Below are 25,471 nucleotides of genomic sequence, written 5' to 3'. Positions count from 1 at the left end.
GTCAGCCCAGCAGTTCGTCGACGTAGCACCAGCGCCACACCTCACCGGGTTCCACGCTGCGCATCACCGGATGCTCGGTCGAACGGTGGTGCGCGCTGGCGTGATTGCCCGGTGAGGACTCGCAGCAACCGATATTGCCGCACGCGGTGCACAGCCGCAGATGCACCCAGGTCAGTCCAGCGGCCACGCATTGCGCGCACACCAGCTCCCTGTCGGGTTCGCGCAGCAGCGGTGCCTGTTCGAGGTGTTCGCACCCGGCCGATCCGGTGCCGAGGGGTTCGGGGCGCTGTTCGTCGTCGGGCTCGTCGAAGCGGTCGATCATCGATTCCTCGAGATCCAGCCGCGCCAGCACGTGTTGGAGGACGTCGTAGTCGACGGTGCCCGCGTCGCGCACCCGCAGGACCGTGTCGCGTTCGGCGGCGAGCATGGCCAGGCGCAGCCGCCGGTATTCGGCGGTGGGCGTGGCCACTTCGGCTTCGGGGCGGCCCAGGCGTTCCCAGGCGGCGTTGGTGCGCCAGATCAGGCGCTGGCGCAGTGATTCGACCACCGGGGCGGGGGTGTCGGGGCCGATGCGGCGGTCCAGTTCGGCCAGGCCCGCCGTCGCGGCCTGTTGCAGCAGTTCGGCTTTCACCAGCGCGTCCTCGGCGCGAGTGGGGCCGCGCAACTTCAACACCCGCACCAGCCACGGCAGCGAGGTGCCCTGCACGAGCAGGGTGCCGCCGACCACCACCAGCGCCAACAGTTTCAGCACCGGCAGCTGCGGGGTCGAGGCGGGCAGCAACAGCACCGCCGCCAAGGTCACCACGCCGCGCATGCCCGCCCACGAAACCACCGCGGCATGACTCAACGGCTCGGTGGCCCGCCCGAACAGTCGCGCCACCAGCACCGGCGTGCACACCCACACCGGGCGGGCCAGCATCACCGCGGCCAGCACCGCCACCGCTGTCACGATCAACAGCTGTCGGTCCAGGCCGCTGTGCCAGGCGTCCTCGACGATCCAGCGCACCTGCAGGCCGATGATCAGGAACACCGCGCTCTCCAGGATGAACTGCACGGTGCGCCAATTGGTGGTCTCGGCGACCCGGGAGGCCGCGCCCTGCCAGCGTTGCGCGCCGTGGCCCAGGATCATCCCGCAGACCACCACCGCGATCACCCCGGAGGCGTGGAAGTGCTCGGCGGGCAGGTACGCCACGAACGGCGCCAGCAGCGAGACCGAGGTGTCGAGCACCGGATCGCTGATCCGGCGGCGCACCACCACCAGCAGCGCCGCGACCGCCGCGCCGACGACGGCGCCACCGACCGCGGCGAGCAGGAAGTCCCCGCCGATCTGCCACACCGTCACGACTCCGGCCATGGCCGCGATGGCGCTGCGCAGCGAGACCAGCGCGGTGGCGTCGTTGAACAGCGACTCGTCTTCGAGCACGGTGACGATGCTGCGCGGCATCCCCGTGCGGCGCGCGATCGCGGTGGCGGCCACCGCGTCCGGGGGCGCCACCACCGCGCCCAGGGCCACGGCCGCGGCGAAGGGCACCGGCAGCAACACCCACACCACCAGCGCCACCGCGAACGTGCTGAACAGCACCAGCCCCACCGACAGTGACGCGATGGTGCGCAGGTTGTCCTTGAAGTCGACCAGGGAGGTGCGCAATGCGGCGGTGTAGAGCAGGGGCGGCAGCAGGCCCAGCAGCACCACCTCCGGTTCCAGATGCACCTGCGGCACCATCGGCAGATACGAGGCGGCGACGCCGGACAGGGTCAGTACCAGCGGTTCGGAGACCCCGAATCGGCGGGCCAGCGCCGCCAACGCGGTCGCCGAACCGATCAGAACCACCAACCCGATCGCGATATCCACCCGGGCATTCTCGCACCCGGGGACCATTCAGTCCGTGGACGTCACCCGCCGCCGCGCGAACACCGACCACAGATACACCCCGAAACTGGCCCCGACACCCAGTGCCACGCACACCGCGCCCGCCTGCACGAAATAACCCACCCCCGAACGCTGATACACCGACTGGATCAGGCCCTGGCACACGATCAGACCGGGCAGCAACGCGCCGGTGATGCCGACCAGCGCCAGCGCCGACATCGGCAACCGCAGCCGGTCGGCGGTGGCCGCGGCCAGGAAACCGAGCACCGTCGCCGCCATCGGACCCGCCCACGCCGACGGGACGTGCCCGAGATGGATCAGCGCCTGGTTCACCGACGCGGTCACCAGCCCCGCCACGGCCGCGGGCAGCAGCAGCGTCGGACCACCGGCGTTGAACAGGGCGTTGCCGAGGGCGCCGAAGACGGCGAACACGATGCCCAGCCACACCGGCAACACCGGCAGCGCCGGATCGACAGGGGTGCCCAGATCGAAGCGCCAGGCCAACGCGAGCACCAGCAGTCCACCCAGCGCGATCCCGCCGATGATCAGCGCCGCGCCCAGCGCACGCGACAGCGCGGTGAGGCTGTCGGCGCTGACCATGTCGATCGCGGTCGAGATCAACTGGGGCAGTGGCGCGATGAGCACCCAGGTCGTCGCGATCACGGTCGCCGCCTGGGCCACGCTGAGTTCGCCGAGCAGATGCGCCGCGCCCGCGATCGTCCCGGCCAGTGCCGCCTGTACCGCGACGGTGAAGATCTTGGGCACGCGCAACGCGGCGAATCCGCGACCGCTGAGGTTCACCACGAGCTGGGTGCCCGCCGCGAGCAGCGCGGTGAGCGCGTTGCCGCCGATCTGCAGGCAGATGCAGAACGCCAGCAGCATCCCGCCCGCCTGGATCGACCACCACGGAAACGGTTGCGGCCCGTGGTCGGCGGCGCGCAGGCGGCGCCGCGCGGACTCGGGGTCGAGCCTCTCGGTGACCGTCGTCCGGGCGACGATCTTGATCCGGCGCATCCGGTCGCAGTCGAAACTGTCCAGGGTCGCCGCCTGGGCCAGTCGCGACAGGGTGCGTCCGTCCGCGCCGCGGCACTGCACGGTCACCACGCGGCCGGTGCCGGTCACTGTCACCTCGGGCAGTTCCCAGGCCGCCGCGCAGGAGCCGACGAGCACGGTCATGGCCTCGGTGGCGTACCCGGATTCCAGGACGGCCGCACCCAGGTCGGTCAGGAAGCGCAGGGCCGCTTCGCGGTGCCGGTCGTCGACGAGCTGGTGCGGGTGCCTCGGGTTCGCCATGAGGTCAATGTATCGGCGCGGTCCCGTTCCGCCGGGTGTCCCACGCGGGGGTCAGCCGGTCGCGGCGGCGTCGGTGAGGTGGTCGACCGCGCCCCAGACCCGCAGGGCCAGGCGCGATCCCTCGCGCCGCCATTGCGAGACCGAGGCGTTGGGTACCGGTTCCAGTGAGTCCGGCACCGGCGCGCCCAGCCCTTCGAGGATGTAGCGCAGGGAGAGCACGACCGCGTCGTGGGACACCACCAGTACCTGTTCCCCGGCGGCGACGGTGTCGAGTTCGTCGAGGAAGCCGCGGACGCGCAGGGCGACATCGGCCAGCGATTCCCCGCCGGGTGGCCGGTAGACCCAGTTGCCGACCAGTTCGCGGCGCGCGGCCTCCTCGGGAGAGCGGCGTCGGATGGCGCGGTAGGGGTGCAGTTCGAAGACGCCCATCTCGCGGTCGCGTAGCCGTTCGTCGACCAGGGTGCGGATCGGGCGCAGGTGCCGGTTGCGGGTGGCGGCGGCCTCGGCCATGAGCGCCCAGGTGAGCCGTGTGCGCAGGTAGGGGGAGCAGATCACCAGGGTCGGGCGTTGGGTCGAGGACAGCGTGGCCAGCCAGTCGCCGAGGCGCCGCGCCTGCCATTCGCCGTAGCCGGTGAGTTCGACGGCGGCGTCGGTGCCGCGCATGGGCCGGGTTTCGGTGGCGGGGTCGGCGAACCAGGCGTTGGCCTGGCTCTGGGCGTGGCGCACGGCCCACAGTCCACCCAGTGCGCGGGGCGCGATCAAGCCCTCGGGGTGTTGGATCCACCCGCGGTGGTGTTCGACGGTCATCGGTGGTCCTCGCTGGGAATACCGGCTGCGTCGCCGATGTTGCACCCACTATTTGAACATTTGTCCAGTTACCTTTCGGCGGACCCCGCCGACCGACTGACCGTCAGGAGGCTCGCTTGACCACCAGAGTAGAGATCTGGACCGACATCAACTGCCCGTTCTGTTACCTGGGCAAAGCCCGCTTCGAGCAGGCGCTGGCCGCCTTCGAGCACCGCGACGACGTCGATGTCGTGCACCGCTCCTTCGAACTGGACCCCACCCTGCCCGCCGACGAATCCGGCCCGGTCATCCCGCACATCGCTGACAAGTACGGCATCAGCGTCGAACAGGCCGCCGCCAACGAACGCGGCATCGGCGCCCAGGCCGGTGAACTCGGCCTGCCCTACCGGACCAGCGGCCGCGACTACGGCAACAGCTTCGACATGCACCGCCTGCTGCACTTCGCCCTCGACCAGGGCCGCCAGGACGCGCTCATCGACGCCCTCTACGCCGCCAACTTCGCCGACGAGGCACCACTCTTCGCCGACACCGAACGCCTGGTCACCGTCGCCGTGGGCGCGGGTCTCGACGAGACGGCCGTGCGCGGGGTCCTGGCCGATCCGGACGCCTACGCCGAAGACGTCCGCCGCGACGAACGCCAGGCCGCCCAACTCGGCGCGACCGGCGTCCCGTTCTTCGTCCTGGACAACAAGTACGCCGTCTCCGGCGCCCAACCCACCGAGGTGTTCACCCGGGCACTCGAAACCGCCTGGAACGACCGCCCCGCCCCGGTCACCGTGACCGCCGACGACGCCACCTGCGGACCCGACGGCTGCGCGATCTGAGCGGTCCCCGGCGTCGGCATTGACGCGCACACCCCCCGCTGCCAGGATCGATGGGTTCTGTCGTCCCGAAAGTCACCGTCGACGTGAGGGCCCACCATGAAGGCAGTCCAGTACCGATCCCTCGGCAGCGCACCGGAAGTCGTCACCGTCCCCGATCCGGAACCCGGTCCCGGTGAGATCCTGCTCGAAGTCGTCGCGGCGGGGGTGTGTCACTCCGACATCGCCGTGATGAGTATGTCCGCCGAGCAACTGCCCTTCCCGCTCCCGCTGACCCTCGGCCACGAAGGCGCGGGCCGCATCGCGGCACTGGGTGCCGGGGTCGCCGGAGTCGAGGTCGGCGAGATGATGGCGGTCTACGGGCCGTGGGGATGCGGGCTGTGCCGACAGTGCGCGCACGGGCAGGAGAACTACTGTCTGCGTGCCGCCGAACTGGGCATCTTCCCGCCCGGGCTCGGCGCGCCCGGCGCGATGGCCGAGTACATGATCGTCGACGACATCCGGCACCTGGTGCCGCTGCGCGGCCTGGACCCGGTGCAGAACGTCTCGCTCACCGACGCGGGCCTGACCCCCTACCACGCGATCAGCCTGTCGCTGCCCAAACTGGTGCCCGGCTCGACCACCGTCGTCATCGGGGCCGGGGGACTCGGCCACGTCGCCATCCAGCTGCTGCGCGCGCTCACCGCCACCCGCGTCATCGCCCTGGACCTGTCCGAGGAACGCCTGGAGCTGGCCCGCCGTGTCGGCGCCCACGAGACCCTGCTCTCCGACGAGCACGCCGCCGCCCGCATCAAATCCCTCACCGGCGGCGAAGGCGCCCAGGTGATCCTGGATTTCGTCGGCGCCCCACCCACCACCGCGCTCGCCGCCGCGGCCGCCGGGGTCGACTCCGACATCACCGTCGTCGGACTCGGCGGTGGCACCGTCGCCGTCGGATTCGGGTCGCTGCCCTATCAGACCACCGTCACCTCGCCCTACTGGGGCAGCCGGACCGAGCTGATCGAAGTGCTCGAACTGGCCCACCACGGCGCGGTCGACGTGCACGTGGAGACCTTCGGCATCGACGAGGCGCCGCTGGCCTACGAACGCCTGCACGCCGGGACGATCACCGGGCGCGCGGTCATCGTGCCCACCAGCTGATCTCGCGTCCGATACGGTGGAGCACGCTCGCACCGATCGACCGCTGCCTGCTGGAGGCGTCTTGCGCATCATCGTCCGGATCCTGTTCGTCCTGATCGCCCTGCTCGGCGCCGCCGCACCGGCCCTCGCCGCGCCGCCGGTCGACGACACCACCGGCCGCAAGATCGACGAACTGCTCGCCGTACGCGCCGAAGCGGGCACCCTGCCCCGCCCGGAACTGCTGGCCCGGCTCTCCGAACGGCTGCTCGGCACCCCCTACGGGGCGAACATGCTGATCGGCTCGGCCACCGAGCCCGAACAACTCGTCATCGACCTGCGCCGCGTGGACTGCTTCACCTTCCTCGACTACGTCGAGGCCGCCTCCCACTCCGCCGACCGCGACCAGTTCGCCACCACCCTGGCGGCCACCCGCTATGTCGACGGCCGCGTCGAATTCGCCCAGCGCAAACACTTCTTCACCGACTGGGCGGGGACCGACCGACCGCTGGCCACCGACATCACCGCGAGCCTGAGCCCCGCCGCGGTGACGGTCACCAAGCACCTCAACGCGAAAGCCGACGGCACCACCTACCTGCCCGGCCTACCAGTCGTGGACCGCGCCGTCACCCACATCCCGGCCGTCGCCGTCGACCGCGACGTGGTGGCGGGACTGCGCACCGGCGACTTCCTGGGCGCCTACACCCCTGAGGCCGGACTCGACGTCACCCACGTCGGCCTGGTCGTGCAGACCCCCAACGGCCCGGTGTTCCGCAACGCGTCCTCGCTGGCCGACTACCAGGTCGTCGACACCCCGCTGACCGACTACGTCCGCAGCGTCCCCGGCATCGTGGTCCTGCGCCCCGGTAACGCTTGACTTCAGGTCGACCTGAAACGGCACGGTGGTCCCATGACCACCTTCGACCACGCCCGCAGCCACGGCTACGACCGCCGCGCGACCCGCCTGCTCACCGGCATGTACCGCACCCTCGCCGCCGACATCGACACCGCCACCGGCCGGGGCGCCACCGTCGCCGATATCGGCACCGGCCCGGCGAAACTGCTGTCGCACCTGGCGATCCGCCGCCCCGACCTGCGCCTGCACGGCGTCGACGCCTCCCCGCACATGATCGAGCTCGCCCGCGACCACCTCACCGGCCTGCCCGCGCACCTGGCCGTCGGCGATGTCACCGCGCTGCCCCACCCCGACGCGAGCTTCGACCACGTCGTGTCCAGCCTGAGCATGCGCGAATGGCCCGATCTCGACGCGGCCGCACGGGAACTGCGCCGCGCTCGACGCCGTCACTCATGTCCTGGACTGCGAGGCCGAGGACTTCCGCACCTGCCCGCACTTCCTCGCGCAGGTCGCCGCGGTCACCACCCCCGACCGGTCATAGCCGGGTGCCGCGCCCGACACCGCACTCCCGTGCCGGGCGCGGCGCGGCGGCCGTGAGACGATCGTGCAGGTGACCAGCATGCCCTCGCGTGACCCGTACCTGCGGGAACTCGCCCTGCTGCGCCGCGTCCGCGACCGCATCGACCGTGAGTACGCGCGGCCGCTGGATGTGGAAGCGCTGGCTCGCGGCGTGCACATGTCGGCCGGGCATCTGAGTCGTCGGTTCCGGGCCGCCTACGGGGAATCGCCGTACTCGTATCTGATGACCCGCCGCATCGAACGCGCGATGGCGCTGCTGCGCCGGGGCGACCTGAGTGTCACCGAGGTGTGTTTCGAGGTCGGTTCGTCGTCGCTGGGCACCTTCAGTACCCGGTTCACCGAACTCGTCGGCATACCGCCCAGCGTCTACAAACAGCAGGCCGCGGTCACCGACGGCATCCCGACCTGCGTGGTCAAGACGGTGACCAGACCGATCAGGAATCGAGAAGCACCCGCCGCCCCCGATCAATAGCGTGGTCGGCATGACCATCACTATTCACCAGAGCTACCTGCCCCACGACGACGCCGACACAGCCCTGGCCTTCTACCGCGACACACTCGGCTTCGAAGTCCGCAACGACGTCGGCTACAACGGCCTGCGCTGGATCACCGTCGGCCCCGCCGGTCAGCCCGACACCTCGATCGTGCTGACCCCGCCCGCCGTCGACCCGGGCATCACCGACGAGGAGCGCCGCGTCATCGGCGAGATGATGGCCAAGGGCACCTACGCCGGGGTCAACCTCGCCACCGACGACCTCGACGGCCTGTTCGAGAAACTGCAGGCCGGGGACATCGACGTCGTGCAGGAACCCACCGACCAGCCCTACGGCATCCGCGACTGCGCCTTCCGCGACCCGGCGGGCAACCTGATCCGCATTCAGCAGCTCAAATAGGTCGGACCCTGTCGATACGATCGAGCGGCGACGCCGACCACCCCGAGGGAGACCCATGAGCACGGCCACCGAATCCGGCACCAGAACCACCGTGGAGCCCGCCGACAGCCACGATGTGATCCGTGTGCACGGCGCCCGCGTGAACAACCTGCGCGATATCAGCGTCGAGATCCCCAAGCGCAGGCTCACCGTGTTCACGGGCGTGTCCGGCTCGGGCAAGAGTTCGCTGGTCTTCGGCACCATCGCCGCCGAATCCCAGCGCCTGATCAACGAAACCTACAGCGCGTTCGTGCAGGGTTTCATGCCCAGCCAGGCACGGCCCGACGTCGACGTGCTCGACGGGCTCACCACCGCCATCCTGGTCGACCAGTCCCGGCTGGGTGCCGACCCACGCTCCACGGTCGGCACCGTCACCGACGCCAACGCCATGCTGCGCATCCTGTTCAGCCGCCTCGGTGACCCGCACATCGGCTCGTCGCAGGCGTTCTCGTTCAATATCGCCTCCATCAGCGGTTCCGGCGCGGTCGCGGTGGAGAAGCACGGCGTCACCGTGAAGGAACGGCGCAGCTTCTCCATCACCGGCGGCATGTGTCCCACCTGTGAGGGCAAGGGCACCGTCAACGACATCGACCTGACCCAGCTCTACGACGAGAACAAGTCCCTCGACGAGGGCCCGTTCACCATCCCCGGCTACAGCATGGACGGCTGGATGGGCCGCATCTACAAGGGCAGCGGCTTCTTCGACCCGGCCAAACCGATCAAGAAGTACACCAAGAAACAACTCGCCGACCTGCTCTACAAGGAACCGACCAAGATCAAGGTCGACGGCATCAACCTCACCTACGAGGGCCTGATCCCCAAGATCCGCAAGTCGTTCCTGTCCAAGGACGTCGAGGCGCTGCAGCCGCACGTGCGGGCCTTCGTCGAACGCGCGGTCACCTTCGGCACCTGCCCCGACTGCGCGGGCACCCGCCTGAGCGCCGAAGCGCGCTCGTCCAAGATCGACGGCATCAGCATCGCCGACGCGTGCGCCATGCAGATCACCGACCTGGCCGAATGGGTCAAGGGCGTCGAGGACCCGTCGGTGGCGCCGCTGCTGGAATCGCTGCGCCAGACCCTGGACTCGTTCGTCGAGATCGGTCTGGGGTATCTGTCGCTGTCGCGGCCCTCGGGCACCCTGTCCGGCGGTGAGGCCCAGCGCGTCAAGATGATCCGCCACCTCGGTTCCTCACTCACCGATGTCACCTATGTCTTCGACGAACCCACCGCGGGTCTGCACCCCCACGACATCCAGCGCATGAACGAGCTGCTGCTGCGCCTGCGCGACAAGGGCAACACCGTGCTGGTGGTCGAGCACAAGCCCGAGACCATCGTCATCGCCGACCACATCGTCGACCTGGGTCCGGCCGCGGGCTCCAAGGGCGGCACCATCTGTTTCGAGGGCAGCGTCGACGGACTGCGCGCCAGCGGCACCGTCACCGGCCGTCACTTCGACGACCGGGCCGCGGTCAAAGACAGTGTGCGCGAACCCCACGGTGCCTTGAAGATCCGGGGCGCCACCGCCAACAACCTGCGCGAGGTCGACGTCGACATCCCCCTCGGTGTGTTGGTCGCGGTCACCGGCGTCGCGGGATCGGGTAAGAGTTCGCTGGTGCACGGCTCCATCCCGATCGAAGAGGGCGTCATCTCCATCGATCAGGCCCCGATCAAGGGTTCGCGGCGCAGCAATCCCGCCACCTACACCGGCCTGCTCGACCACATCCGCAAGGCCTTCGCCAAGGCCACCGGCGCCAAACCCGCCCTGTTCAGCGCCAATTCCGAAGGCGCGTGCCCGAACTGCAACGGCGCGGGCGTCGTCTACACCGACCTGGCCATGATGGCCGGGGTCTCCACCGTGTGTGAAGTATGTGAGGGCAAGCGCTTCCAGGCCGAGGTGCTCGAACTGACCTTCGCGGGCAAGAACATCAGCGAAGTCCTGGCCATGCCGGTCGACGAGGCCCGCGAATACTTCGGCGAGGGCGAGGCCCGCACCCCGGCCGCGCACAAGATCCTCACCCACCTCACCGAAGTCGGCCTGGGCTACCTGACCATCGGCCAGCCCCTGACCACCCTGTCCGGTGGCGAACGGCAACGCCTGAAGCTGGCCACCCACATGTCCGACAAGGGCGGCACCTACATCCTCGACGAACCCACCACCGGCCTGCACCTGGCCGACGTCGAACAGCTGCTCGGCCTGCTGGACCGGCTCGTCGACGCGGGCAAGTCCGTGATCGTCGTCGAACACCACCAGGCCGTGATGGCCCACGCCGACTGGATCATCGACCTGGGTCCCGGCGCGGGCCACGACGGCGGCAGCATCGTCTTCGAAGGCACCCCCGCCGACCTGGTCGCCGCCCGCTCCACCCTCACCGGCCAGCATTTGGCCGACTACGTCGGCGCCTGAGCACGCTGGTGTCCTCGCCCGAGCGGGGGAGGACACCAGCACCGCGCGTCAGAGCACATGCAGCCCGAAACCGGTGCGGCCCACCGGCTCCAGCCCGGGCTCGAGCCGCAGCGACGGGATCTCGTAGTCGCCGAAGTTCTGCCGCCGGAACGCGATCGGCTCGGTCGAATCGACTGTGCGCAGGCGCTCCCGCCAGGATTCGAGCACCTCGGCGTGGCGTGGTGCGGTCATCCGGTCGGCGCCGTAGGTGACGAACGGGGGCAGTGACTCGATGCCCGGGTAGAACAGGATGCCGTGCTGGATCGGGAACAGCAGATCCTCGATCGGACCGTTGATCCCGCGCGGCCCGTAGTGCTCGGCCGGGCCGCCGACCGTCACCGACAGCAGCGCCTTGCGCCCCGCCAGCGTGCCCTCCCCGTAGCGGTCGCCGTAATGGGTGTCGCTGTGCTCGCCGACACCGTAGGCGAAATGCGCGGTGAACACCCGATCCACCCAGCCCTTGAGGATCGCGGGCATCGTGTACCACCACAGCGGGAACTGGAAGACGATCAGCTCGGCCCAGCGCAGCTTGTCCTGCTCGGCCCGCACATCCTCGCTCAAGGTCCCCGCGTCGAAGGCGCGACCCGAATCGGCCACCACGCGCAGCGGACTCGACGCGTCCGGCCCGAAGTCACCGGCGTCGACCACCGCCTTCCAGTTCATCGCGTACAGGTCGCTGACACGCACCTCGTGCCCGGCCGCGGTCAAGGTCGACACCGCGGTCTCGGTGAGCGAGCCGTTCAGCGAGGCCGGTTCGGGGTGGGCGTGCACGATCAACGTCTTCATCGGAACTCCTTCGGATCAGGTGTGTCCTCGATCCTGGACGTCGCGCGACCATCCGTTCAGGGACCGCACTTCCTGGGACCAGCAGGACCACCCTCACCGGTGCGCGCGTGGCCATACTGGGGACATGGACGATCTCGCCGGTTTCCTGCGCACACGGCGCTCCCGCGTCGACCCGGCCGACGCGGGCATCCCCGTCGACCGCCGACGCCGGGTCGCGGGGCTGCGCCGCGAAGAAGTGGCCCACCTGTCCGGGGTCAGCGTCGACTACTACGTGCGGCTCGAGCAGGGCCGCGCCACCCAGCCCTCCGACCAAGTCCTCGATGCCCTGGCCCGGGTGCTCGAACTCGACGACACCGAACGCGAGCACCTGCACCGCCTCGCCCGCCAACCCCGCCGCCGCACCAGGACACCCACCGCACGGCTACGGCCCGAACTGCTGCGGGTGCTCGACCTGGTCGCCGACGCGCCCGCCCTGATCATGAACCACCGGCTCGACGTGCTCGCCGCCAACCGCCCGGCCCGACTGCTCTACGGCCGACCCATCCCCGGCCTCAACACCGCCCGCCACCTGTTCCTCGAGGAAGCCGACCGCGGCCTCTACGCCGACTGGGAGACCTGCACCCTCGACGCCGTCGGCCACCTGCGCCTGGCCGTGGGCAAGTATCCCGACGACCCGCGGCTGGCCTCGCTCATCGGCGAGCTCGCCATGGGCAGCGACCGATTCCGCCGCCTGTGGGCCCGCGCCGACGTCAGTGCCCGCACCCACGGCCGCAAGGCCTACCGGCACCCGCTGGTCGGGCTGCTGGAACTCCACCAGGAGAACTTCGCCTTCCCCGACGACTCCGGTATGGAGCTGATCGTGCTCTCCGCCGCGCCGGACACCGCCGCCGCCGACGGCCTGCGCCTGCTGACCGGCCTGGACACCGACAGCGCCGACCAGGAGACCCTCACGCGCGGCGCTCGGCCATGATCACCACGCCCGGCCCGACCTGCGCGTCGGCGGGCAACCGCAGTTCGGCGACCGGGCGCAGACCCGCCCGCTCGATCAACTCCACGAGCTGACCGGGCTGCCAACAGTGGGTCGTCCACCGCACCGGCACCCCGCCGTAGGCCTCGGTGCGCTCGACATCGCTGTCACCGACGTGGGTGGCGGTGATGAACTGGCCGCCCGGCTTCAACGCCCGCGTGAAGGACGCCAGCACCTGGGGGAGCACCGCGCGTGGCAGGTTGAACAGCGACCACCACCCGAGTACCCCGCCCAGCGACTCCGCCTCCAGCTCCAACTCGGTGGCCGAGGCGACGTCGAAGCGGCAGTGCGGATACAGCCGCCGCGCGTGGGCGATCATGCCGGGCGACAGGTCGACCCCGGAGACGTCGAGTCCGCGTTCGGCGAGGTAACCGGTCACCGTGCCCGGCCCGCATCCCACATCGAGCACCGGTCCGCGCGTGCCCACGGTGTCGGCGAAGGCGTCGATGGCCGCCTTGAGCCACGGGTGGCGGCGGATATCGCCGATACCGGTCGAGGTCACCATCTCGACGTAGTTGTCGGCTACCCGGTCATAGGACTCACGGACCAGGTCGAGATCGGCGGGACGGTCGATGGGGTTGGCGCGCATCAGAACACGATAGGCCTGTGCGCTATGCTCGGAGGCGGCGATGGATCTCCGCCGAGGCATCCTGGATGCCTGAACCACCTCACCCGAGGCTGATGGCTCCTTTTTCCATGATGGAAGGAGTCTGTCCGTGGCCCGTCCCGCCGCCCCCCTACACACTCGTATGTCGGCCATCGCGGCCGTGGCGATCGGTGGACTCGTCGGCACCCCGATCCGCTATCAACTCGGTGTGTGGTTCCCGCACAGCGCGGGCACGTTCCCGGTGACCACCTTCGTCGTCAACGTCACCGGTGCCTTCGCACTCGGCCTGCTGCTCGAGGCACTGACCCGGCTGGGTCCCGACTCCGGTATCCGACAACGCCTGCGGTTGTGTCTGGGCACCGGGGTGCTCGGTTCCTTCACCACTTACAGCACGCTCGCCGTCGAGACGACACTGCTCGTGCGCGACGAGCGACCCACGATCGCCCTGGGCTACGGCCTGGGCAGCGTCATCGTCGGGATCCTCGCCACGATCGTCGGGATCGCCGTCGCCGCGATCGTGCGCCCGCGCCCGGAGGTCGAGGTCCGATGACGCTGCTGTGGGTCACCCTGGCGGGCAGCGCGGGCGCGGTGTGCCGGTTCGTGCTCGACGGCGCCATCCGGGCGCGCCGGGCCACCGAATTCCCGTGGGCGACAGTGATCGTCAATGTGTCCGGGTCACTACTGCTGGGGTTCCTGACCGGGCTCGTTCTGTTCCAGCACGCGCCCGCCGATCTCACCCTCGTCGCCGGGACCGGTTTCTGCGGCGGCTACACCACCTTCAGCACCGCCAGCGTCGAAACCGTCCGGCTACTCCAGCGCGGCAGCTATCGCGCCGCCACCGCCAATGCCCTCGGCACCCTGGTCATCACGGTCTGCGCCGCCACGATCGGCCTGCTGCTGGCCCGACTCTGAGGAGGACACGTGCCCACCGATCCCATCCGCGTCGACGGTCCCCGCACCACGCCCCCGCCGACCACCCAGCTGCTCGTCGGCGTCGACCGCCACCCCGCCGGACAGGCTGCCCTCGCCTACGCCGTGGGCCTGGCCCGTCGTCTCGACGCCCACCTCCACGTCGTCCACGCCGTCGACATCGACGACCTGCCCGTCGACCCCGACAGCCCCGATTTCGAGGACCGCGTGCACGCCACCGTCATCGCCGAACGCGACCGGGCGTGCGCCCTGCTGTCCACCCTGCCCGGCAACTGGACCTACCAGAGCGCACCGGGCGACCCCACCCAGCTGCTACTGGCGATCGCCGACACCGCCGAGGTGGAGATGATCGTCCTCGGCGCGCCCCGCCACGGGATGATGTCGCTGCTGGAACGGCTCATGGGCGAATCCGTGGCGGCCCGCGTGATCCATCACGCGCATCGTCCGGTCACTCTCGTCCCGGCTTCGTGACCGTCAGGGGCGGGGGAGCAGGCCCGAGGTGAGATGGGTGACCAGGTCGTCGAGGAGTTGGGCGGAGTCGTAGTCGGTGGTGTAGCCCGAACCGATGAAGGTCGCCAGGCCCTGCAGGGCGGCCAGAGCGGTGACGCCGAGGCGTTTCGGGTCGCCGGGAACGATCTCGCCCGCGCCCTGGCCTTCGGCGATGAGGGTGATGGGGATGGCGAAGGCGCGGTCGGCGGCCTGCTGGATCTCGGGGGAGGTGTGCCTGCGCGCGAACATCAGCGGGAGCAGTTCGGGGTTGTCGACGGCGAAACGCAGGTAGACGCGGGCGAGGGTGCGCAGGCGGGTGGTGATCGGGCCGTCGGGAGCGGCCTGTTCGAAACAGGTGGCGAGACGGTGCAATCCGGTGACGGCCAGGGCGTCGAGCAGGGCCTGTTTGTCGCGGAAGTGGCGGCTCGGCGCGGCATGGCTGACCCCGGTGTCGCGGGCGAGCTGCCGCAGCGACAGACCGTCCACCCCGACCTCGCGCAAGGTCGACTCGGCGCGCTCGAGCAGCGCGGCGCGGAGATCTCCGTGGTGATAGGGGGTGTGCACGGCCATGGTGAGAGTCAGGATATCCGACCTCCCCTAATGTGGTCATTGACTACAAAGTAGTCGTTGACTACATTGGCCGATGCCATGACGAACGCCCCCGCATACCCGCAGCCACCCCGCCGACAGCGCACCATGCCGCTGCGCGAATGGCTGGCCCCGATCACCCTGGTCACCGTGCTCGCGGCCCTGCTGGGCACCATGTACCTCGGCTACACCGCCGACCCGGAGAAACACCTGCACGACTTCCCGATCGCGCTGGTCAACCAGGACGTCGGCGACACCGTCGCGGGCAACCCCACCCACCTCGGCGACCAGATCACCACCGCGCTCACCGAATCCATCCCCGCCGACAAGATCGACCTGCGCGTCGTCGGCATCAACGAAGCCCAGCGGCAACTGCGAAACGGGGAGGTCTACGGCGCGATCGTCATCCCCGGCGACTTCACCAAACGCGTCGCCATCCTCGCCGCCGCCTCCGTTGTCCCCGGCGACATCGAACAGCCGATCATCTCCGTACTGACCAACCCCCGCGCGGGCACCCTCGCCGCCCAGATCATGCAGACCGTCGCCGACCAGGCCATGACCCAGGTCAACACCACCGTCGGCACCCAACTCACCGACCAGGTCCGCGCCGCCCTCGGCGACACCCCGCTCAGCGGCGCCGCCCAACGCCAGCTCGCCACCCCGATCGACATCGTCGTCACCGCCCACCACCCGCTACCTCCGGGCACCGGACAGGGCCTGGCGGCGTTCTTCTACACCCTGGTCCTGCTCATCGTCGGCTTCAGCGGCGCCATGATGATCAATTCCCTCGTCGACGCCTCCCTCGGCTTCGTCCCCGCCGAATACGGCCCCTGGCACAAACCCACCACCCGCGCCCCGATCAGCCGCTGGCACACCCTGCTCGTCAAATGGGGCATCGCCGCGCTCAGCGCCCCCATCGCCGCCGCGGTCTTCCTCGGCATCGGCGCCCTACTCGACATGTCCATCGAACGACCGCTGCTGCTGTTCCTCTACGGCACCCTGGCCATCGCCGCCATCGCGGTCACCGGACTGTCGGTCATGGCCGCCTTCGGCACCGCGGGCCTGATGATCAACCTCATCGTGTTCGTCGTGCTCGGCATCCCGTCCTCCTCGGGCACCATCCCGCTCGAAGCCACCCCGCGCTGGATCGCCGACATGGCCGCCTTCGAACCCATGCACCAGATCTACCTCGCCGTGCGCGCCATCCTGTTCTTCGACGGCCACATCGAAGCGGGCCTGGGCCGCGGCCTCGGCATGACCCTGGCCGGACTGGCCATCGGCCTGATCCTCGGCGCCCTCGCCACCCACACCTACGACCTGCGCGGCCTGCACCGCCTCGGCACCGTAGCTCGACCCGCGGAAGGCCACTGATGCCCGAGTTCGAAACCCCGGCCACCTACACCATCCCCGAACACGCCAACAACTCCGACAGCGTGTTCCGCCACGCCGAGCACACCCCCGACACCGTGCTGTTCGAGATCCCCGGCCAGCACAGCGACCTGCGCGCGGTCACCGCAGCCGAATTCGCCGCCACCGTCACCGCCGTCGCCAAGGGACTGCTCGCCACCGGGATCGCCCCCGGCGACCGCGTCGCCATCATGGCCCCCACCCGCTACGAATGGGTCGTCCTCGACCACGCCATCTGGGCGTGCGGCGGCTGCACCGTCGCCATCTACGACAGCTCCGCCGCCGACCAGGCCCACTGGATCCTGCGCGACTCCGGCACCCGCCTGCTCATCGTCGACAGCGACCGCCACCGCGGTGTCATCGACCAGATCGACCCCGACACCTTGCCCGACCTGCGCGAAACCCTCCAGATCGACCAGGACCTGCTCACCGAACTCGCCACCCGCGGCGCCCACCTCGACGACCACGCCGTGCACACCCGCCGCGCCCAGGTCCGCGCCGCCGACCCCGCCACCCTCATCTACACCTCCGGCACCACCGGACGCCCCAAAGGCGTGCTGCTCTCCCACGCCAACCTCTACGCCGAATCGCGATCCGACCGGATCGCCCTGGGCGAGTTCGTCACCGAGGGCAACAAGACCCTCATGTTCCTGCCGCTGGCCCACGTCTTCGCCCGCGCGGTCACCCTCGCCGCGCTCGACGCGAAGGTCATCGTCGCCTTCAGCGCCGACTGGTCCACCCTCGTCGACCAATTCGCCAGCTACCGGCCACATTTCATCCTCGCCGTGCCGCGCGTGTTCGAGAAGGTGTTCCACGGCGCCCAGCAGAAAGCCCACGCCAGCGGCCGCGGCCGGATCTTCGACCTCGCCGCCGACACCGCCATCGCCTGGAGCACCGCACTCGACCACGACGGCCCCGGCCTGCTGCTGCGCGCCCGCCACGCCCTGTTCGACCGGCTCGTCTACCGCACGCTGCGCGCCGCGCTCGGCGGACGCTGCACCGCCGCGGTCTCCGGCGGCGGACCACTCGACGCCGAACTGGCCCACTTCTTCCGCGGCATCGGCCTCACCGTCCACGAGGGCTACGGCCTCACCGAAACCACCGCCGCCGTCACCGTCAACACCCCCGGCGACACCCGCGTCGGCACCGTCGGCCGACCCACCGACGGCCACGCGGTCAAGATCGCCGACGACGGCGAACTCCTGCTGCGCGGCCCCGCCGTGTTCACCGGCTACTGGAACAACCCCGACGCCACCGCCGATGCCTTCACCGACGGCTGGTTCCGCACCGGCGACCTCGGCCGCGTCGACCGCGACGGCTACCTCACCATCACCGGCCGCAAGAAGGAGATCCTCGTGACCGCCGGTGGCAAGAACGTCTCACCCGGCCCGCTCGAGGACACCCTGCGCGCGCATCCCCTCATCGGCCAGGCGATGGTCGTCGGCGACGGCAAACCGTTCGTCGCCGCCCTGCTCACCCTCGACCCCGACGCCCTCCCACGCTGGGCCCAGAACCACGGCCTACCCGCCGACACCCCCATCGAGACCCTCCTCGACAACCCCGACCTGACCGCCGAGATCGACGCCGCCGTCGCCGCGACCAACACCAAGGTCTCCCACGCCGAAGCGATCAAGAAGACCCGCCTGCTACCCGACGACTGGACCGAGGCCACCGGCGAACTCACCCCGAAACTGTCCCTGCGCCGCGCGGAGGTCATGAAGAAGTACGCCACCGAGATCGACGCCCTCTACCACTGACCCTCACAACAGCCCCGCCACCGCCTTCGCCGTCCGCTTGGCCGAACCCGGATTCTGTCCGGTCACCAGCCTGCCGTCGACCACCACATAGGACACGAACGGCAACTTTGCCTTCTCGTAGAGCGCACCCCGCTTCCGCATCTCGGCCTCGACGTTGTAGGGCACCAGCGCGTCCACCCTGGCGAGAACCTCCTCCTGCCACGCGAACCCGGTCAACCGCCGACCCGAGACCAGCAGCGAACCGTCCGACAGGCACCGGGCCACCGGCCGGGCTCACCAGGGTCTGCTCGAATCCGTGCTCCTCGAACACCTCCCAGGCATGGTCAGCACCCGCTTGGTCATCGCGCACCGACCGCCCGCAGCGTCTTCAACGCACCGGTCAGCACCCGCGACCACCGCTCGTGATCGATGCTCTTCGGCGGCGTGAAACCCTGCAGCCGCTGATGCGCCACCGTCTGCGGCTCGGTGTACTTCAACAGCCCGTCCGCGCCGTGCCGACGGCCCAGACCCGAATCGCCCATGCCGCCCATCGGCGCGTCCACACTGCCCCACGCGGCCGCGAACGCCTCGTTCACATTCACCGTCCCGGCGTGCAGCCGCGCCGCGACCGCCCGCCCCCGCGCGCCATCGCGCGACCACACGCTGGCATTGAGCCCGTAGGAGGTGGCATTGGCCAGCGCGACCGCCTCCGACTCGGTCCGGAACGAATAGATCGACACCACCGGACCGAACGTCTCCTGCGCGAACAAGGTCATCTCCGGCGTCACATCGGCCAGAATCGTCGGCTCGTGGAACAGCGGCCCCACATCCGGCCGCGCCTTACCGCCCGCGAGCACCGTCGCGCCCTTGTCCACCGCGTCGGCGATGTGTGAGGTCACCGTGTCGAGCTGTGCCGCCGTGGTCAACGACCCCACATCGACCGAGAAATCGAACGCCGCACCCAGTTTCAGCTGCCGCGTGCGTGCCACGAACGCCGCGACGAACTCCTCGCGGATCTCCTCGGCGACATACAACCGTTCGATCGACACGCACAGCTGTCCCGCCGACGGGAAGCACGCCGCCACCGCACCGTCGGCCGCCTTCGCCACATCGGCGTCCGCGAGCACCACCATCGCGTTCTTGCCACCGAGCTCGAGGCTCGCCCCGATCAACCGCTCCCCGGCCGTACGCGCGATCCGGCGCCCGCTGGCCGTGGACCCGGTGAACATCACATAGTCCGCACCCGTCAGCAGCGCGTCACCGATCGAACTCCCGCGACCGACCACCATCTGCCACACGTCGGTGGGCAGCCCGGCCTCCCGCATCAGATCCAGCGCCCACAACGCGGTCAGCGCCGTCTGGGTGTCGGGCTTCTGCACCACCGCGTTACCCGCCAGCAGTGCCGGAATCGCGTCACCGGCGGCCATGCTCAGCGGATAGTTCCACGGCGAGATCACCGTGACGACACCCTTCGGATGCCGCAACTCGGTGGTGTGGGTCAGCACCGGAATCGCACCCCGACGCCGCTTCGGCCCGAGCAGACTCGCCGCACCGCGTGCGTAATAGCGTGCCGTGATGGCGATATCGCTGACCTCGAGGAACGCGTCGCGACGCGTCTTGCCGTTTTCGGCCTGCATCAGATCCAGCGCCTGGTCCTGCCGCTCGAGCACGAGATCGTGGAAACGCAACAGGATCCGGGCCCGCTCCCGCACCGGAACCTCCGCCCAGCGTTCCTGCGCCCGCCGGGCCCGTACGAACGCGTCCGCCACGTCCTCGGGCGTCGACACGGGCAGGTCGGCGAGCGGCTCACCGGTGTAGGGGGCGTGGGTGATCGTGCGCTCGGCCTCCGGAGACGCCGTGACCAACGCGGGCAGACGTCCGACCAGCGGCGAGCTGAACGTCGCGGGCAGGGGAGTGAGCGTGCCGGTCATGCGCGTGCTCCCTTCTGCACCGAGGTCGGGACCGGCATGTGCAGCGCGTTCTGGCCCTCGGTCATCACATCGAACTGGATCGTCTTGAACGGCTTCAACGACCGGATGTCATCGGAGACGCGCCCGGTGCCGAGCCGCAGATCCACGCCACGGGGCAGTCGCGTCGTGCCCGCCGCGAGGGTGTTGGTCTGGCTGAGCGTGGAGTGCCAGGCGCCGCCGATCGTGGTGTAGGAGGTCAGGCTCGAGACCGCCTCGCCCGTGGCATGGGCGGTCTGCGCAGGCGTGCGCGCCGAGAGCGCCACATCGGTGCCACCGTCGGCGTTGGCGACACGCGCGGCGACATGTGCGGTGTCGATGTCGACATCGATCTCGGTCACCCATTTCGGGAAGCCGTAGCCGTCGTGTCCACGCACCTGCGCGATCTCGCTGTTGACCGGCAGCGACAGCACATACGAATGCAGGTGGTCGTTACCGAGGCCGGAGAGCAGATCCACGAACCCGGGCGCGCCGTGACGGGCGGGCCGGACCGCGATACCGACGGCGGCCTCGGTGTAGAAGTCGATATCGCAGACGTCGTAGCGGAAGAACATCACCGACACCAGACCCACGCCACGCACCAGCTCGAGCGGAGCCAGATCCTCGGGCAGGCGGGAGCGGATGGCGCGGGTGGGCGCGAGCATCGTCAGCCGGGCGGTCGAGATCCGGTAGTAGAAGTTCGGGGTCAGGGTCGGGCCGATGGGGGAGTCGACCTTCACCTTCGGCAGTCCACGGAAGAAGTCGACGCCGCTGACAGCGGGATCTCGCGCGATCTCGTCGAGGTCGGGGTCCATCCGGAACCGGTCGTACAGGCCGCCCTGGGGGACATCGACCGAGCGGCCACCCAGATCGACGGTGACCGACGGCGTGGTAGTCGATGCCATGAACATCTCCAATCGTGTTTACAGTGCTTACATGAGACAGGCTATGTCCCGATGTGAGCGCTGTCAACACTCGACCCGGCCGTGCCCTACCGCCCGTCCACCGACATGATCGCGGCGAACGCCGCACGCACATGATCGAACACCTCGTCCGCCGATCGCGCCACGAGCTTGCCGTCGAGATACAGCGACGCGAGTCCGTGCGCGAGCGCCCACCCTGCCTCCGCCAGCGCCTCGACATCCGACCCGGGAAACACCCGACCCATACCGACGCGCAGCAGGTCGTGGATCTCCGCGGCCGCCCGCACCCTCTCCTCGCTGCCCTCGTCGCAGGAATTCTCGAACATCAACCGGAACAGCGCGGGTCGCCGCAGCGCGAATTCGACATAGGCGACCGCGAAATCGCCCAGCCCCTCCGGCGCCGACGGCAGCTCGCGCCCCTCGAGCAGGTCCGCCTTCAGGTCACGCAGCCCCTGCGCCGCCAAGGCCGACTCCAGCGCGTCACGGTCGGCGAAATGCCGGTACGGCGCAGTGGGGGAGACGCCCGCCTCCCGCGCGACGGCGCGCAGCGAGAACGGCTCCCCGGCTTCGAGCATGCGCATCGCCGTGGTCAGGAGCGAGGCTCGCAGATCGCCGTGATGGTAACCACTCTTCAGTGACGTTGACACCGCTTACACCCCTTCCTAGGCTTATGTGAGCAACGTAAACATACCGCATTCAGGAGCCGCGATGCCATCCACCCCCACGCCCACCACGACCTCGCCGATCTTGGCCCCGTTCACGCTCCCCAACGGGTCCGTTCTGCCCAACCGGCTGGCCAAGGCCGCCATGGAGGAGAACATGGCCGTCCGCGGCCAACTGCCCGGCGCGGCACTGTTCCGGCTCTACGAGACGTGGAGCCGCGGCGGTGTCGGCCTGATCGTCACCGGCAATGTCATGGTCCACGCCGAGGCGCTCACCGGACCGGCTGGCGTCGTCCTCGACGCGCACTCACCGCTCGAGCCGTTCCAGCGGTGGGCGGCCGCCGCCAAGAGTGGTGGCGCGAAGGTGTGGATGCAGATCAACCACCCCGGCAGGCAGATCCTCGCCGACATGCCCGGCGTCGCCTGGGGCCCCTCGGCCATCAAGGTCGACATCGGCAAGAACAGCAAGCGCTTCGCCGACCCCGTCGCGATGACCGCCGAGCAGATCGAACAGACCGTCGAACGCTTCGCCGAAACCGCCCGCCGCGCCGAGGAAGCCGGATTCGACGGCGTCGAGATCCACGCCGCCCACGGCTATCTGCTGTCGCAGTTCCTCTCACCGCTGACCAACCAGCGCACCGACCACTGGGGCGGCACCCTGGACAATCGCGCCCGCCTGCTGCTCGACATCACGCGCGCCGTCCGCGCCGTCGTGGCGCCCACCTTCGCCGTCGCCGTCAAACTCAACTCCGCCGACTTCCAGCGCGGTGGCTTCGACGCCGACGACGCCGCCCGCGTCATCACGATGCTCGCCCCACTCGGCGTCGACATCGTGGAACTGTCCGGCGGCAGCTACGAGGCACCCGCCATGACCGGCCAGGCGGGCGACGAACGCAGCCGCGCCCGCGAGGCCTACTTCCTCACCCTGGCCGAGGACCTCGCCGCCACCAGCCCGCTGCCACTGATGCTCACCGGCGGCATCGTCCGTCGCCCCGTCGCCGAGGAAGTCCTCTCCGGCGGTATCGAACTCGTCGGCATGGGCAGCGCCCTGGCCGTGGACCCCGACCTCCCGAACCGCTGGCGCCAGGACGCCACCGCCAAGGTCGACCTCACCCCGGTCACCATCAAGGACAAAGCCGTAGCCTCCGCCGCGGGCATGGCCCGTATCCGCCAGCAACTCCGCCGCCTCGGCGCCGACCGCCGCCCGCGCCCCGGCATCAACCCCATCCTCGCGCTGGTCAAGGAGACCGTCCTCCAGCGGTTCGCCCTACGCCGCTACCGAACCTGGCTGAACGGCCGAGCCGCGTGAAATTTCGAGGCCCAGCACCTTCCGTTAAAACGTCACAGTGACTTTTTAACGGAAGGTGGGGAAGTGGAGGGGAGTGGGGCCCAAGACATTTCAGCGTCCGCCCGGCCGCGAAATCCGGTACAACACCGAGGTCGGCCCACGCTATCGCGAACTCATCGCGAACAGTCATCAATGGCGGAGATCCCGAAATCTGGTCGATCCAGACCAGTGAGCCGGAAACCGCGAATGTCGGCGGGAATCAGGCGTTGGATAGCAGCATCATTGTCGCCAGCGGGAAGTATGCGAGCGGTCTTCCCGAGAGGCGGGACGCTGGCGCGAGAAACGGTCGCCAACAACAACATGCATGCGCGAAAACCCCCGACGACCGGCCGTGTTCAAACGCCGATAATGCACATTATGTCAAGTAGTCCTGATTATCGGCAGACAGCACTGCCCCGAGTCCTTCTTGTAGGTCCCTGACGAAGTACTCGGGAACCTCCAAGGACGGGAAATGCCCTCCGGCGTCGGGTGCGTTCCAGCGGACGATGCGCCGGTACCTCTCCTCCGCCCATGGCCGCGGGCTCTTCTCGATGTCGCGCGGGTACATGGTGATCGCCGACGGAACGTCCACTCGGAGTTCCGGATCGAGCGAATTGTGGCTTTCGTAGTAGATCCGGGCTGCCGAGGCGCCGCTGCGGGTCAGCCAGTACAGCGTGACATCGTCGAGAATCCGGTCCAGCGAGATCCTTTCGAGCGGGCTGTCCTCGGTGTCGCTCCACTCGGCGAACTTGTCGAGGATCCAGGCCAGCAGCCCGACGGGTGAGTCGACGAGTGAGTATCCGATGGTTTGTGGTCGCGTCGCCTGCTGCTTCGCGTAGGCCGCGCGGTGGCGCCAGAAATCGCGAGTCTCCTCGGTCCATCGTCGCTCGAGGTCGGTGAGCCCGTCCGTCGACAGTCCGGGTGGCGCCTCGGCGAACAGCGTGTGGATGCCGAGGACGTGCTCGGGAAACCGGCCGCCCAGGACGGTGGTGATATTGCCGCCCCAGTCGCCGCCGTGTGCCACGAACTCGCGGTAGCCGAGCCGACGCATCAGTTCCACCCAGGCCGCCGCGATCCTCTCGGTCCCCCAGCCTGTGCTCGTCGGCTTGTCGCTGTATCCGAAGCCGGGCAGTGACGGCACCACGACATGGAACGCTGGTGTGTCCGCGTCCTTGGGATCGGCGAGTTCGTCAACCACGTCGATGAACTCCGCGACGCTGCCCGGCCATCCGTGGGTCAGGATCAGCGGCGTGGCGTGCGCGCGGGTGGATCGCCGGTGCAGGAAATGGATTCCCAGGCCGTCGATGGTCGTGCGGTACTGCCCTATCTCCTCGAGCCGCTGTTCGAAGGCCCGCCAGTCGTACTCGGTGCGCCAATAGTTCACGACGTCGACGAGGTCGGCCAGCGGTACGCCCTGGTCCCATCGGCGCGGGTCGGGCGCGGGGCGATAAACCGTCTCGGCCTCCGGTAGCCGGGCCGCCGCCAAGCGGGCACACAAGTCGTCCAACTCGGCATCGGTGACGCTGGCGCGGAACGGGTGAACATCGCTGGATTCCGGATCGACGGTGGACATGAAGACCTCCTGATGGTCGCGGTACCGGCTACTCCCCTACGAGAACCGTCATAGATGGTTCTAACACGACCCAGCAGGACTCGACAACCGGCTATGGTGGTTCCATGCCCGCTGGAGACCCCGACTTCCGTCTCGGCACCGTGCTGGCGACCAGCTTCACGGCGACCCTCACGGAACGCTGCGGCGACGCCGTCGAACGCATCCCCACACCTCAGCGACTCGTCGACTGGTTGGCCGTGTACGGGCTGGTCGTGGAGTCGTGCACCGCCGCCCAACTCGAATCCGCTCGAGTGCTCAGGGAATCGATCCACGCCGCCGCGACGGCCGCCGCGCTGCACGAGACTCCCCCACCGGACGCCGTCGGCGTCCTCAACGACCGCAGTATTCGAGGTCGAGCCTCGGCGATCCTCACGCCCCAGGGCACCCGAATCTGGCGACTCGGTGCGGCGACGGCCATCGATGACGCTCTCGGAGTGATCGCCGCCGACGCGATCAGCATCATCGCGGGCGAACGCGACGGAAGGCTGGCCCTGTGCGCCTCACCGACCTGCCGCGCGGCGTTCTTCGACACCAGCCGCAGCCGCACGCGCAGATGGTGCGAGATGAACACCTGCGGCAACCGCGAGAAGAAGGCGCGCTTCCTGGCCACTCATCGCAAGAGCTCTGATCGGGCGGAGTGACTCCCGGTACCACATTTCTAGAACACGTTATAGTTATGTCCGGCGGCGGCAACGGGGCTTCCGCGCGGAAGGT

Annotated in this window: 25 protein-coding genes and 1 pseudogene; 15 read left to right on the top strand and 11 right to left on the bottom strand. The window is 69.4% G+C overall.

What is annotated here, in order from left to right:
• Position 1: 1 nt before the first annotated feature.
• The 3 genes from QC180_RS09875 to QC180_RS09865 are packed head-to-tail and all read right to left on the bottom strand — an operon-like array spanning position 2 to position 3,970.
• Complete coding sequence (locus tag QC180_RS09875; RefSeq protein WP_347567316.1) at positions 2–1,852, bottom strand: Na+/H+ antiporter; 1,851 nt, start codon at positions 1,850–1,852, stop codon at positions 2–4.
• Between the two features lie 27 nt (positions 1,853–1,879).
• Positions 1,880–3,163, bottom strand: a complete 1,284-nt coding sequence (locus QC180_RS09870; RefSeq protein ID WP_278262339.1) for a threonine/serine exporter family protein — start codon at positions 3,161–3,163, stop codon at positions 1,880–1,882.
• A 51-nt stretch (positions 3,164–3,214) separates the two neighbouring features.
• A complete protein-coding gene (locus tag QC180_RS09865; RefSeq protein ID WP_278262338.1) occupies positions 3,215–3,970 on the bottom strand; it encodes a histidine phosphatase family protein in 756 nt (251 codons plus the stop codon).
• A gap of 116 nt (positions 3,971–4,086) precedes the next feature.
• Here QC180_RS09865 and QC180_RS09860 point away from each other — a divergent pair, with 116 nt between their 5' ends.
• From QC180_RS09860 to QC180_RS09830, 7 genes are all read left to right on the top strand, one after another.
• Positions 4,087–4,794 carry a DsbA family oxidoreductase gene (locus QC180_RS09860; protein WP_278262337.1) on the top strand — a complete coding sequence of 236 codons (708 nt, stop codon included), beginning with the start codon at positions 4,087–4,089 and terminating at the stop codon, positions 4,792–4,794.
• 96 nt (positions 4,795–4,890) lie between these two features.
• Positions 4,891–5,931, top strand: coding sequence for an NAD(P)-dependent alcohol dehydrogenase (locus QC180_RS09855; protein ID WP_278262336.1), 1,041 nt, complete (start codon positions 4,891–4,893; stop codon positions 5,929–5,931).
• Between the two features lie 61 nt (positions 5,932–5,992).
• Complete coding sequence (locus tag QC180_RS09850) at positions 5,993–6,784, top strand: DUF1460 domain-containing protein (protein WP_278262335.1); 792 nt, start codon at positions 5,993–5,995, stop codon at positions 6,782–6,784.
• 33 nt (positions 6,785–6,817) lie between these two features.
• Positions 6,818–7,360 carry a class I SAM-dependent methyltransferase gene (locus QC180_RS09845; RefSeq protein WP_278262334.1) on the top strand — a complete coding sequence of 181 codons (543 nt, stop codon included), beginning with the start codon at positions 6,818–6,820 and terminating at the stop codon, positions 7,358–7,360.
• A 22-nt stretch (positions 7,361–7,382) separates the two neighbouring features.
• Entirely contained in the window at positions 7,383–7,814 is a 432-nt protein-coding gene (locus tag QC180_RS09840; protein WP_278262573.1) for a helix-turn-helix transcriptional regulator, read from the top strand.
• 10 nt (positions 7,815–7,824) lie between these two features.
• Positions 7,825–8,235 carry a VOC family protein gene (locus QC180_RS09835; protein ID WP_278262333.1) on the top strand — a complete coding sequence of 137 codons (411 nt, stop codon included), beginning with the start codon at positions 7,825–7,827 and terminating at the stop codon, positions 8,233–8,235.
• A 55-nt stretch (positions 8,236–8,290) separates the two neighbouring features.
• Complete coding sequence (locus QC180_RS09830; RefSeq protein WP_278262332.1) at positions 8,291–10,678, top strand: excinuclease ABC subunit UvrA; 2,388 nt, start codon at positions 8,291–8,293, stop codon at positions 10,676–10,678.
• 48 nt (positions 10,679–10,726) lie between these two features.
• Here the strand turns inward: QC180_RS09830 and QC180_RS09825 are convergent, their stop codons facing one another.
• Positions 10,727–11,503: an NAD(P)H-dependent oxidoreductase gene (locus QC180_RS09825; RefSeq protein ID WP_278262331.1), complete on the bottom strand. Its 777-nt coding sequence runs from the start codon at positions 11,501–11,503 to the stop codon at positions 10,727–10,729.
• A 124-nt stretch (positions 11,504–11,627) separates the two neighbouring features.
• On the opposite strand from QC180_RS09825, the gene QC180_RS09820 reads away from it, so the two are divergent.
• Positions 11,628–12,473: a helix-turn-helix transcriptional regulator gene (locus QC180_RS09820; RefSeq protein ID WP_278262330.1), complete on the top strand. Its 846-nt coding sequence runs from the start codon at positions 11,628–11,630 to the stop codon at positions 12,471–12,473.
• Here QC180_RS09820 and QC180_RS09815 read toward each other — a convergent pair.
• A complete protein-coding gene (locus tag QC180_RS09815) occupies positions 12,451–13,119 on the bottom strand; it encodes a class I SAM-dependent methyltransferase (RefSeq protein ID WP_278262329.1) in 669 nt (222 codons plus the stop codon). The two genes, QC180_RS09820 and QC180_RS09815, sit on opposite strands and share 23 nt — an antisense overlap.
• A gap of 127 nt (positions 13,120–13,246) precedes the next feature.
• Here QC180_RS09815 and crcB (QC180_RS09810) point away from each other — a divergent pair, with 127 nt between their 5' ends.
• From crcB (QC180_RS09810) to QC180_RS09800, 3 genes are read left to right on the top strand one after another with little or no spacing between them, the layout of a single operon-like run.
• Positions 13,247–13,687: a fluoride efflux transporter CrcB gene (gene crcB, locus QC180_RS09810; RefSeq protein ID WP_347567315.1), complete on the top strand. Its 441-nt coding sequence runs from the start codon at positions 13,247–13,249 to the stop codon at positions 13,685–13,687.
• Positions 13,684–14,049, top strand: a complete 366-nt coding sequence (gene crcB, locus QC180_RS09805; protein ID WP_278262328.1) for a fluoride efflux transporter CrcB — start codon at positions 13,684–13,686, stop codon at positions 14,047–14,049. The genes crcB (QC180_RS09810) and crcB (QC180_RS09805) overlap by 4 nt, the downstream gene beginning before the upstream one ends.
• Before the next feature lie 9 nt (positions 14,050–14,058).
• Complete coding sequence (locus QC180_RS09800) at positions 14,059–14,538, top strand: universal stress protein (protein WP_278262327.1); 480 nt, start codon at positions 14,059–14,061, stop codon at positions 14,536–14,538.
• A gap of 3 nt (positions 14,539–14,541) precedes the next feature.
• Here the strand turns inward: QC180_RS09800 and QC180_RS09795 are convergent, their stop codons facing one another.
• Positions 14,542–15,126, bottom strand: coding sequence for a TetR/AcrR family transcriptional regulator (locus QC180_RS09795; protein ID WP_278262326.1), 585 nt, complete (start codon positions 15,124–15,126; stop codon positions 14,542–14,544).
• Positions 15,127–15,204: 78 nt separating this feature from the next.
• Between QC180_RS09795 and QC180_RS09790 the strand changes: the two genes are divergently transcribed.
• Positions 15,205–16,515, top strand: a complete 1,311-nt coding sequence (locus QC180_RS09790; RefSeq protein ID WP_278262325.1) for a YhgE/Pip domain-containing protein — start codon at positions 15,205–15,207, stop codon at positions 16,513–16,515.
• On the top strand, positions 16,515–18,308 hold the full coding sequence (locus tag QC180_RS09785; RefSeq protein ID WP_278262324.1) for an AMP-dependent synthetase/ligase: 1,794 nt from the start codon (positions 16,515–16,517) through the stop codon (positions 18,306–18,308). Before QC180_RS09790 ends, QC180_RS09785 begins: the two co-directional genes overlap by 1 nt.
• Before the next feature lie 3 nt (positions 18,309–18,311).
• Here the strand turns inward: QC180_RS09785 and QC180_RS09780 are convergent.
• From QC180_RS09780 to QC180_RS09765, 4 genes and pseudogenes are all read right to left on the bottom strand, one after another.
• Positions 18,312–18,560 (bottom strand): annotated as a pseudogene (locus tag QC180_RS09780) (type 1 glutamine amidotransferase family protein); the annotation flags it as partial.
• Positions 18,561–18,646: 86 nt separating this feature from the next.
• Positions 18,647–20,218, bottom strand: a complete 1,572-nt coding sequence (locus QC180_RS09775; protein WP_278262323.1) for a succinic semialdehyde dehydrogenase — start codon at positions 20,216–20,218, stop codon at positions 18,647–18,649.
• Positions 20,215–21,138: an acetoacetate decarboxylase family protein gene (locus QC180_RS09770; RefSeq protein WP_278262322.1), complete on the bottom strand. Its 924-nt coding sequence runs from the start codon at positions 21,136–21,138 to the stop codon at positions 20,215–20,217. Before QC180_RS09770 ends, QC180_RS09775 begins: the two co-directional genes overlap by 4 nt.
• A gap of 86 nt (positions 21,139–21,224) precedes the next feature.
• Positions 21,225–21,803 carry a TetR/AcrR family transcriptional regulator gene (locus tag QC180_RS09765; RefSeq protein WP_278262321.1) on the bottom strand — a complete coding sequence of 193 codons (579 nt, stop codon included), beginning with the start codon at positions 21,801–21,803 and terminating at the stop codon, positions 21,225–21,227.
• A 61-nt stretch (positions 21,804–21,864) separates the two neighbouring features.
• On the opposite strand from QC180_RS09765, the gene QC180_RS09760 reads away from it, so the two are divergent.
• The gene (locus tag QC180_RS09760; protein WP_278262320.1) at positions 21,865–23,127 is read left to right on the top strand and encodes an NADH:flavin oxidoreductase/NADH oxidase family protein; all 1,263 of its coding nucleotides are present in this window, start codon (positions 21,865–21,867) and stop codon (positions 23,125–23,127) included.
• 394 nt (positions 23,128–23,521) lie between these two features.
• Here the strand turns inward: QC180_RS09760 and QC180_RS09755 are convergent, their stop codons facing one another.
• Positions 23,522–24,718, bottom strand: coding sequence for an epoxide hydrolase family protein (locus QC180_RS09755; RefSeq protein ID WP_278262319.1), 1,197 nt, complete (start codon positions 24,716–24,718; stop codon positions 23,522–23,524).
• 104 nt (positions 24,719–24,822) lie between these two features.
• Between QC180_RS09755 and QC180_RS09750 the strand changes: the two genes are divergently transcribed.
• A complete protein-coding gene (locus tag QC180_RS09750) occupies positions 24,823–25,398 on the top strand; it encodes a CGNR zinc finger domain-containing protein (RefSeq protein WP_278262318.1) in 576 nt (191 codons plus the stop codon).
• The last annotated feature ends 73 nt before the right edge of the window (positions 25,399–25,471 follow it).

It is taken from the genome of Nocardia anocheti, from assembly GCF_029675105.1.
Classification (GTDB): Bacteria; Actinomycetota; Actinomycetes; order Mycobacteriales; family Mycobacteriaceae; genus Nocardia.
The sequence above is the reverse complement of the archived record's forward strand: the minus strand, read 5'-3'. Positions and strand labels throughout refer to the sequence as shown.

What these genes read in the sequence shown, in the direction of transcription:
- QC180_RS09825 (WP_278262331.1), bottom strand. Translation starts at nt 11,503, where the DNA reads ATGAAGACGTTGATCGTGCACGCCCACCCCGAACCGGCCTCGCTGAAC.
- QC180_RS09820 (WP_278262330.1), top strand. Translation starts at nt 11,628, where the DNA reads ATGGACGATCTCGCCGGTTTCCTGCGCACACGGCGCTCCCGCGTCGAC.
- QC180_RS09845 (WP_278262334.1), top strand. Translation starts at nt 6,818, where the DNA reads ATGACCACCTTCGACCACGCCCGCAGCCACGGCTACGACCGCCGCGCG.
- QC180_RS09760 (WP_278262320.1), top strand. Translation starts at nt 21,865, where the DNA reads ATGCCATCCACCCCCACGCCCACCACGACCTCGCCGATCTTGGCCCCG.
- QC180_RS09775 (WP_278262323.1), bottom strand. Translation starts at nt 20,218, where the DNA reads ATGACCGGCACGCTCACTCCCCTGCCCGCGACGTTCAGCTCGCCGCTG.
- QC180_RS09815 (WP_278262329.1), bottom strand. Translation starts at nt 13,119, where the DNA reads ATGCGCGCCAACCCCATCGACCGTCCCGCCGATCTCGACCTGGTCCGT.
- QC180_RS09835 (WP_278262333.1), top strand. Translation starts at nt 7,825, where the DNA reads ATGACCATCACTATTCACCAGAGCTACCTGCCCCACGACGACGCCGAC.
- QC180_RS09865 (WP_278262338.1), bottom strand. Translation starts at nt 3,970, where the DNA reads ATGACCGTCGAACACCACCGCGGGTGGATCCAACACCCCGAGGGCTTG.
- QC180_RS09830 (WP_278262332.1), top strand. Translation starts at nt 8,291, where the DNA reads ATGAGCACGGCCACCGAATCCGGCACCAGAACCACCGTGGAGCCCGCC.
- QC180_RS09840 (WP_278262573.1), top strand. Translation starts at nt 7,383, where the DNA reads ATGCCCTCGCGTGACCCGTACCTGCGGGAACTCGCCCTGCTGCGCCGC.
- crcB (WP_278262328.1), top strand. Translation starts at nt 13,684, where the DNA reads ATGACGCTGCTGTGGGTCACCCTGGCGGGCAGCGCGGGCGCGGTGTGC.
- QC180_RS09790 (WP_278262325.1), top strand. Translation starts at nt 15,205, where the DNA reads ATGACGAACGCCCCCGCATACCCGCAGCCACCCCGCCGACAGCGCACC.
- QC180_RS09785 (WP_278262324.1), top strand. Translation starts at nt 16,515, where the DNA reads ATGCCCGAGTTCGAAACCCCGGCCACCTACACCATCCCCGAACACGCC.
- QC180_RS09755 (WP_278262319.1), bottom strand. Translation starts at nt 24,718, where the DNA reads ATGTCCACCGTCGATCCGGAATCCAGCGATGTTCACCCGTTCCGCGCC.
- QC180_RS09870 (WP_278262339.1), bottom strand. Translation starts at nt 3,163, where the DNA reads ATGGCGAACCCGAGGCACCCGCACCAGCTCGTCGACGACCGGCACCGC.
- QC180_RS09855 (WP_278262336.1), top strand. Translation starts at nt 4,891, where the DNA reads ATGAAGGCAGTCCAGTACCGATCCCTCGGCAGCGCACCGGAAGTCGTC.
- QC180_RS09750 (WP_278262318.1), top strand. Translation starts at nt 24,823, where the DNA reads ATGCCCGCTGGAGACCCCGACTTCCGTCTCGGCACCGTGCTGGCGACC.
- QC180_RS09795 (WP_278262326.1), bottom strand. Translation starts at nt 15,126, where the DNA reads ATGGCCGTGCACACCCCCTATCACCACGGAGATCTCCGCGCCGCGCTG.
- QC180_RS09770 (WP_278262322.1), bottom strand. Translation starts at nt 21,138, where the DNA reads ATGGCATCGACTACCACGCCGTCGGTCACCGTCGATCTGGGTGGCCGC.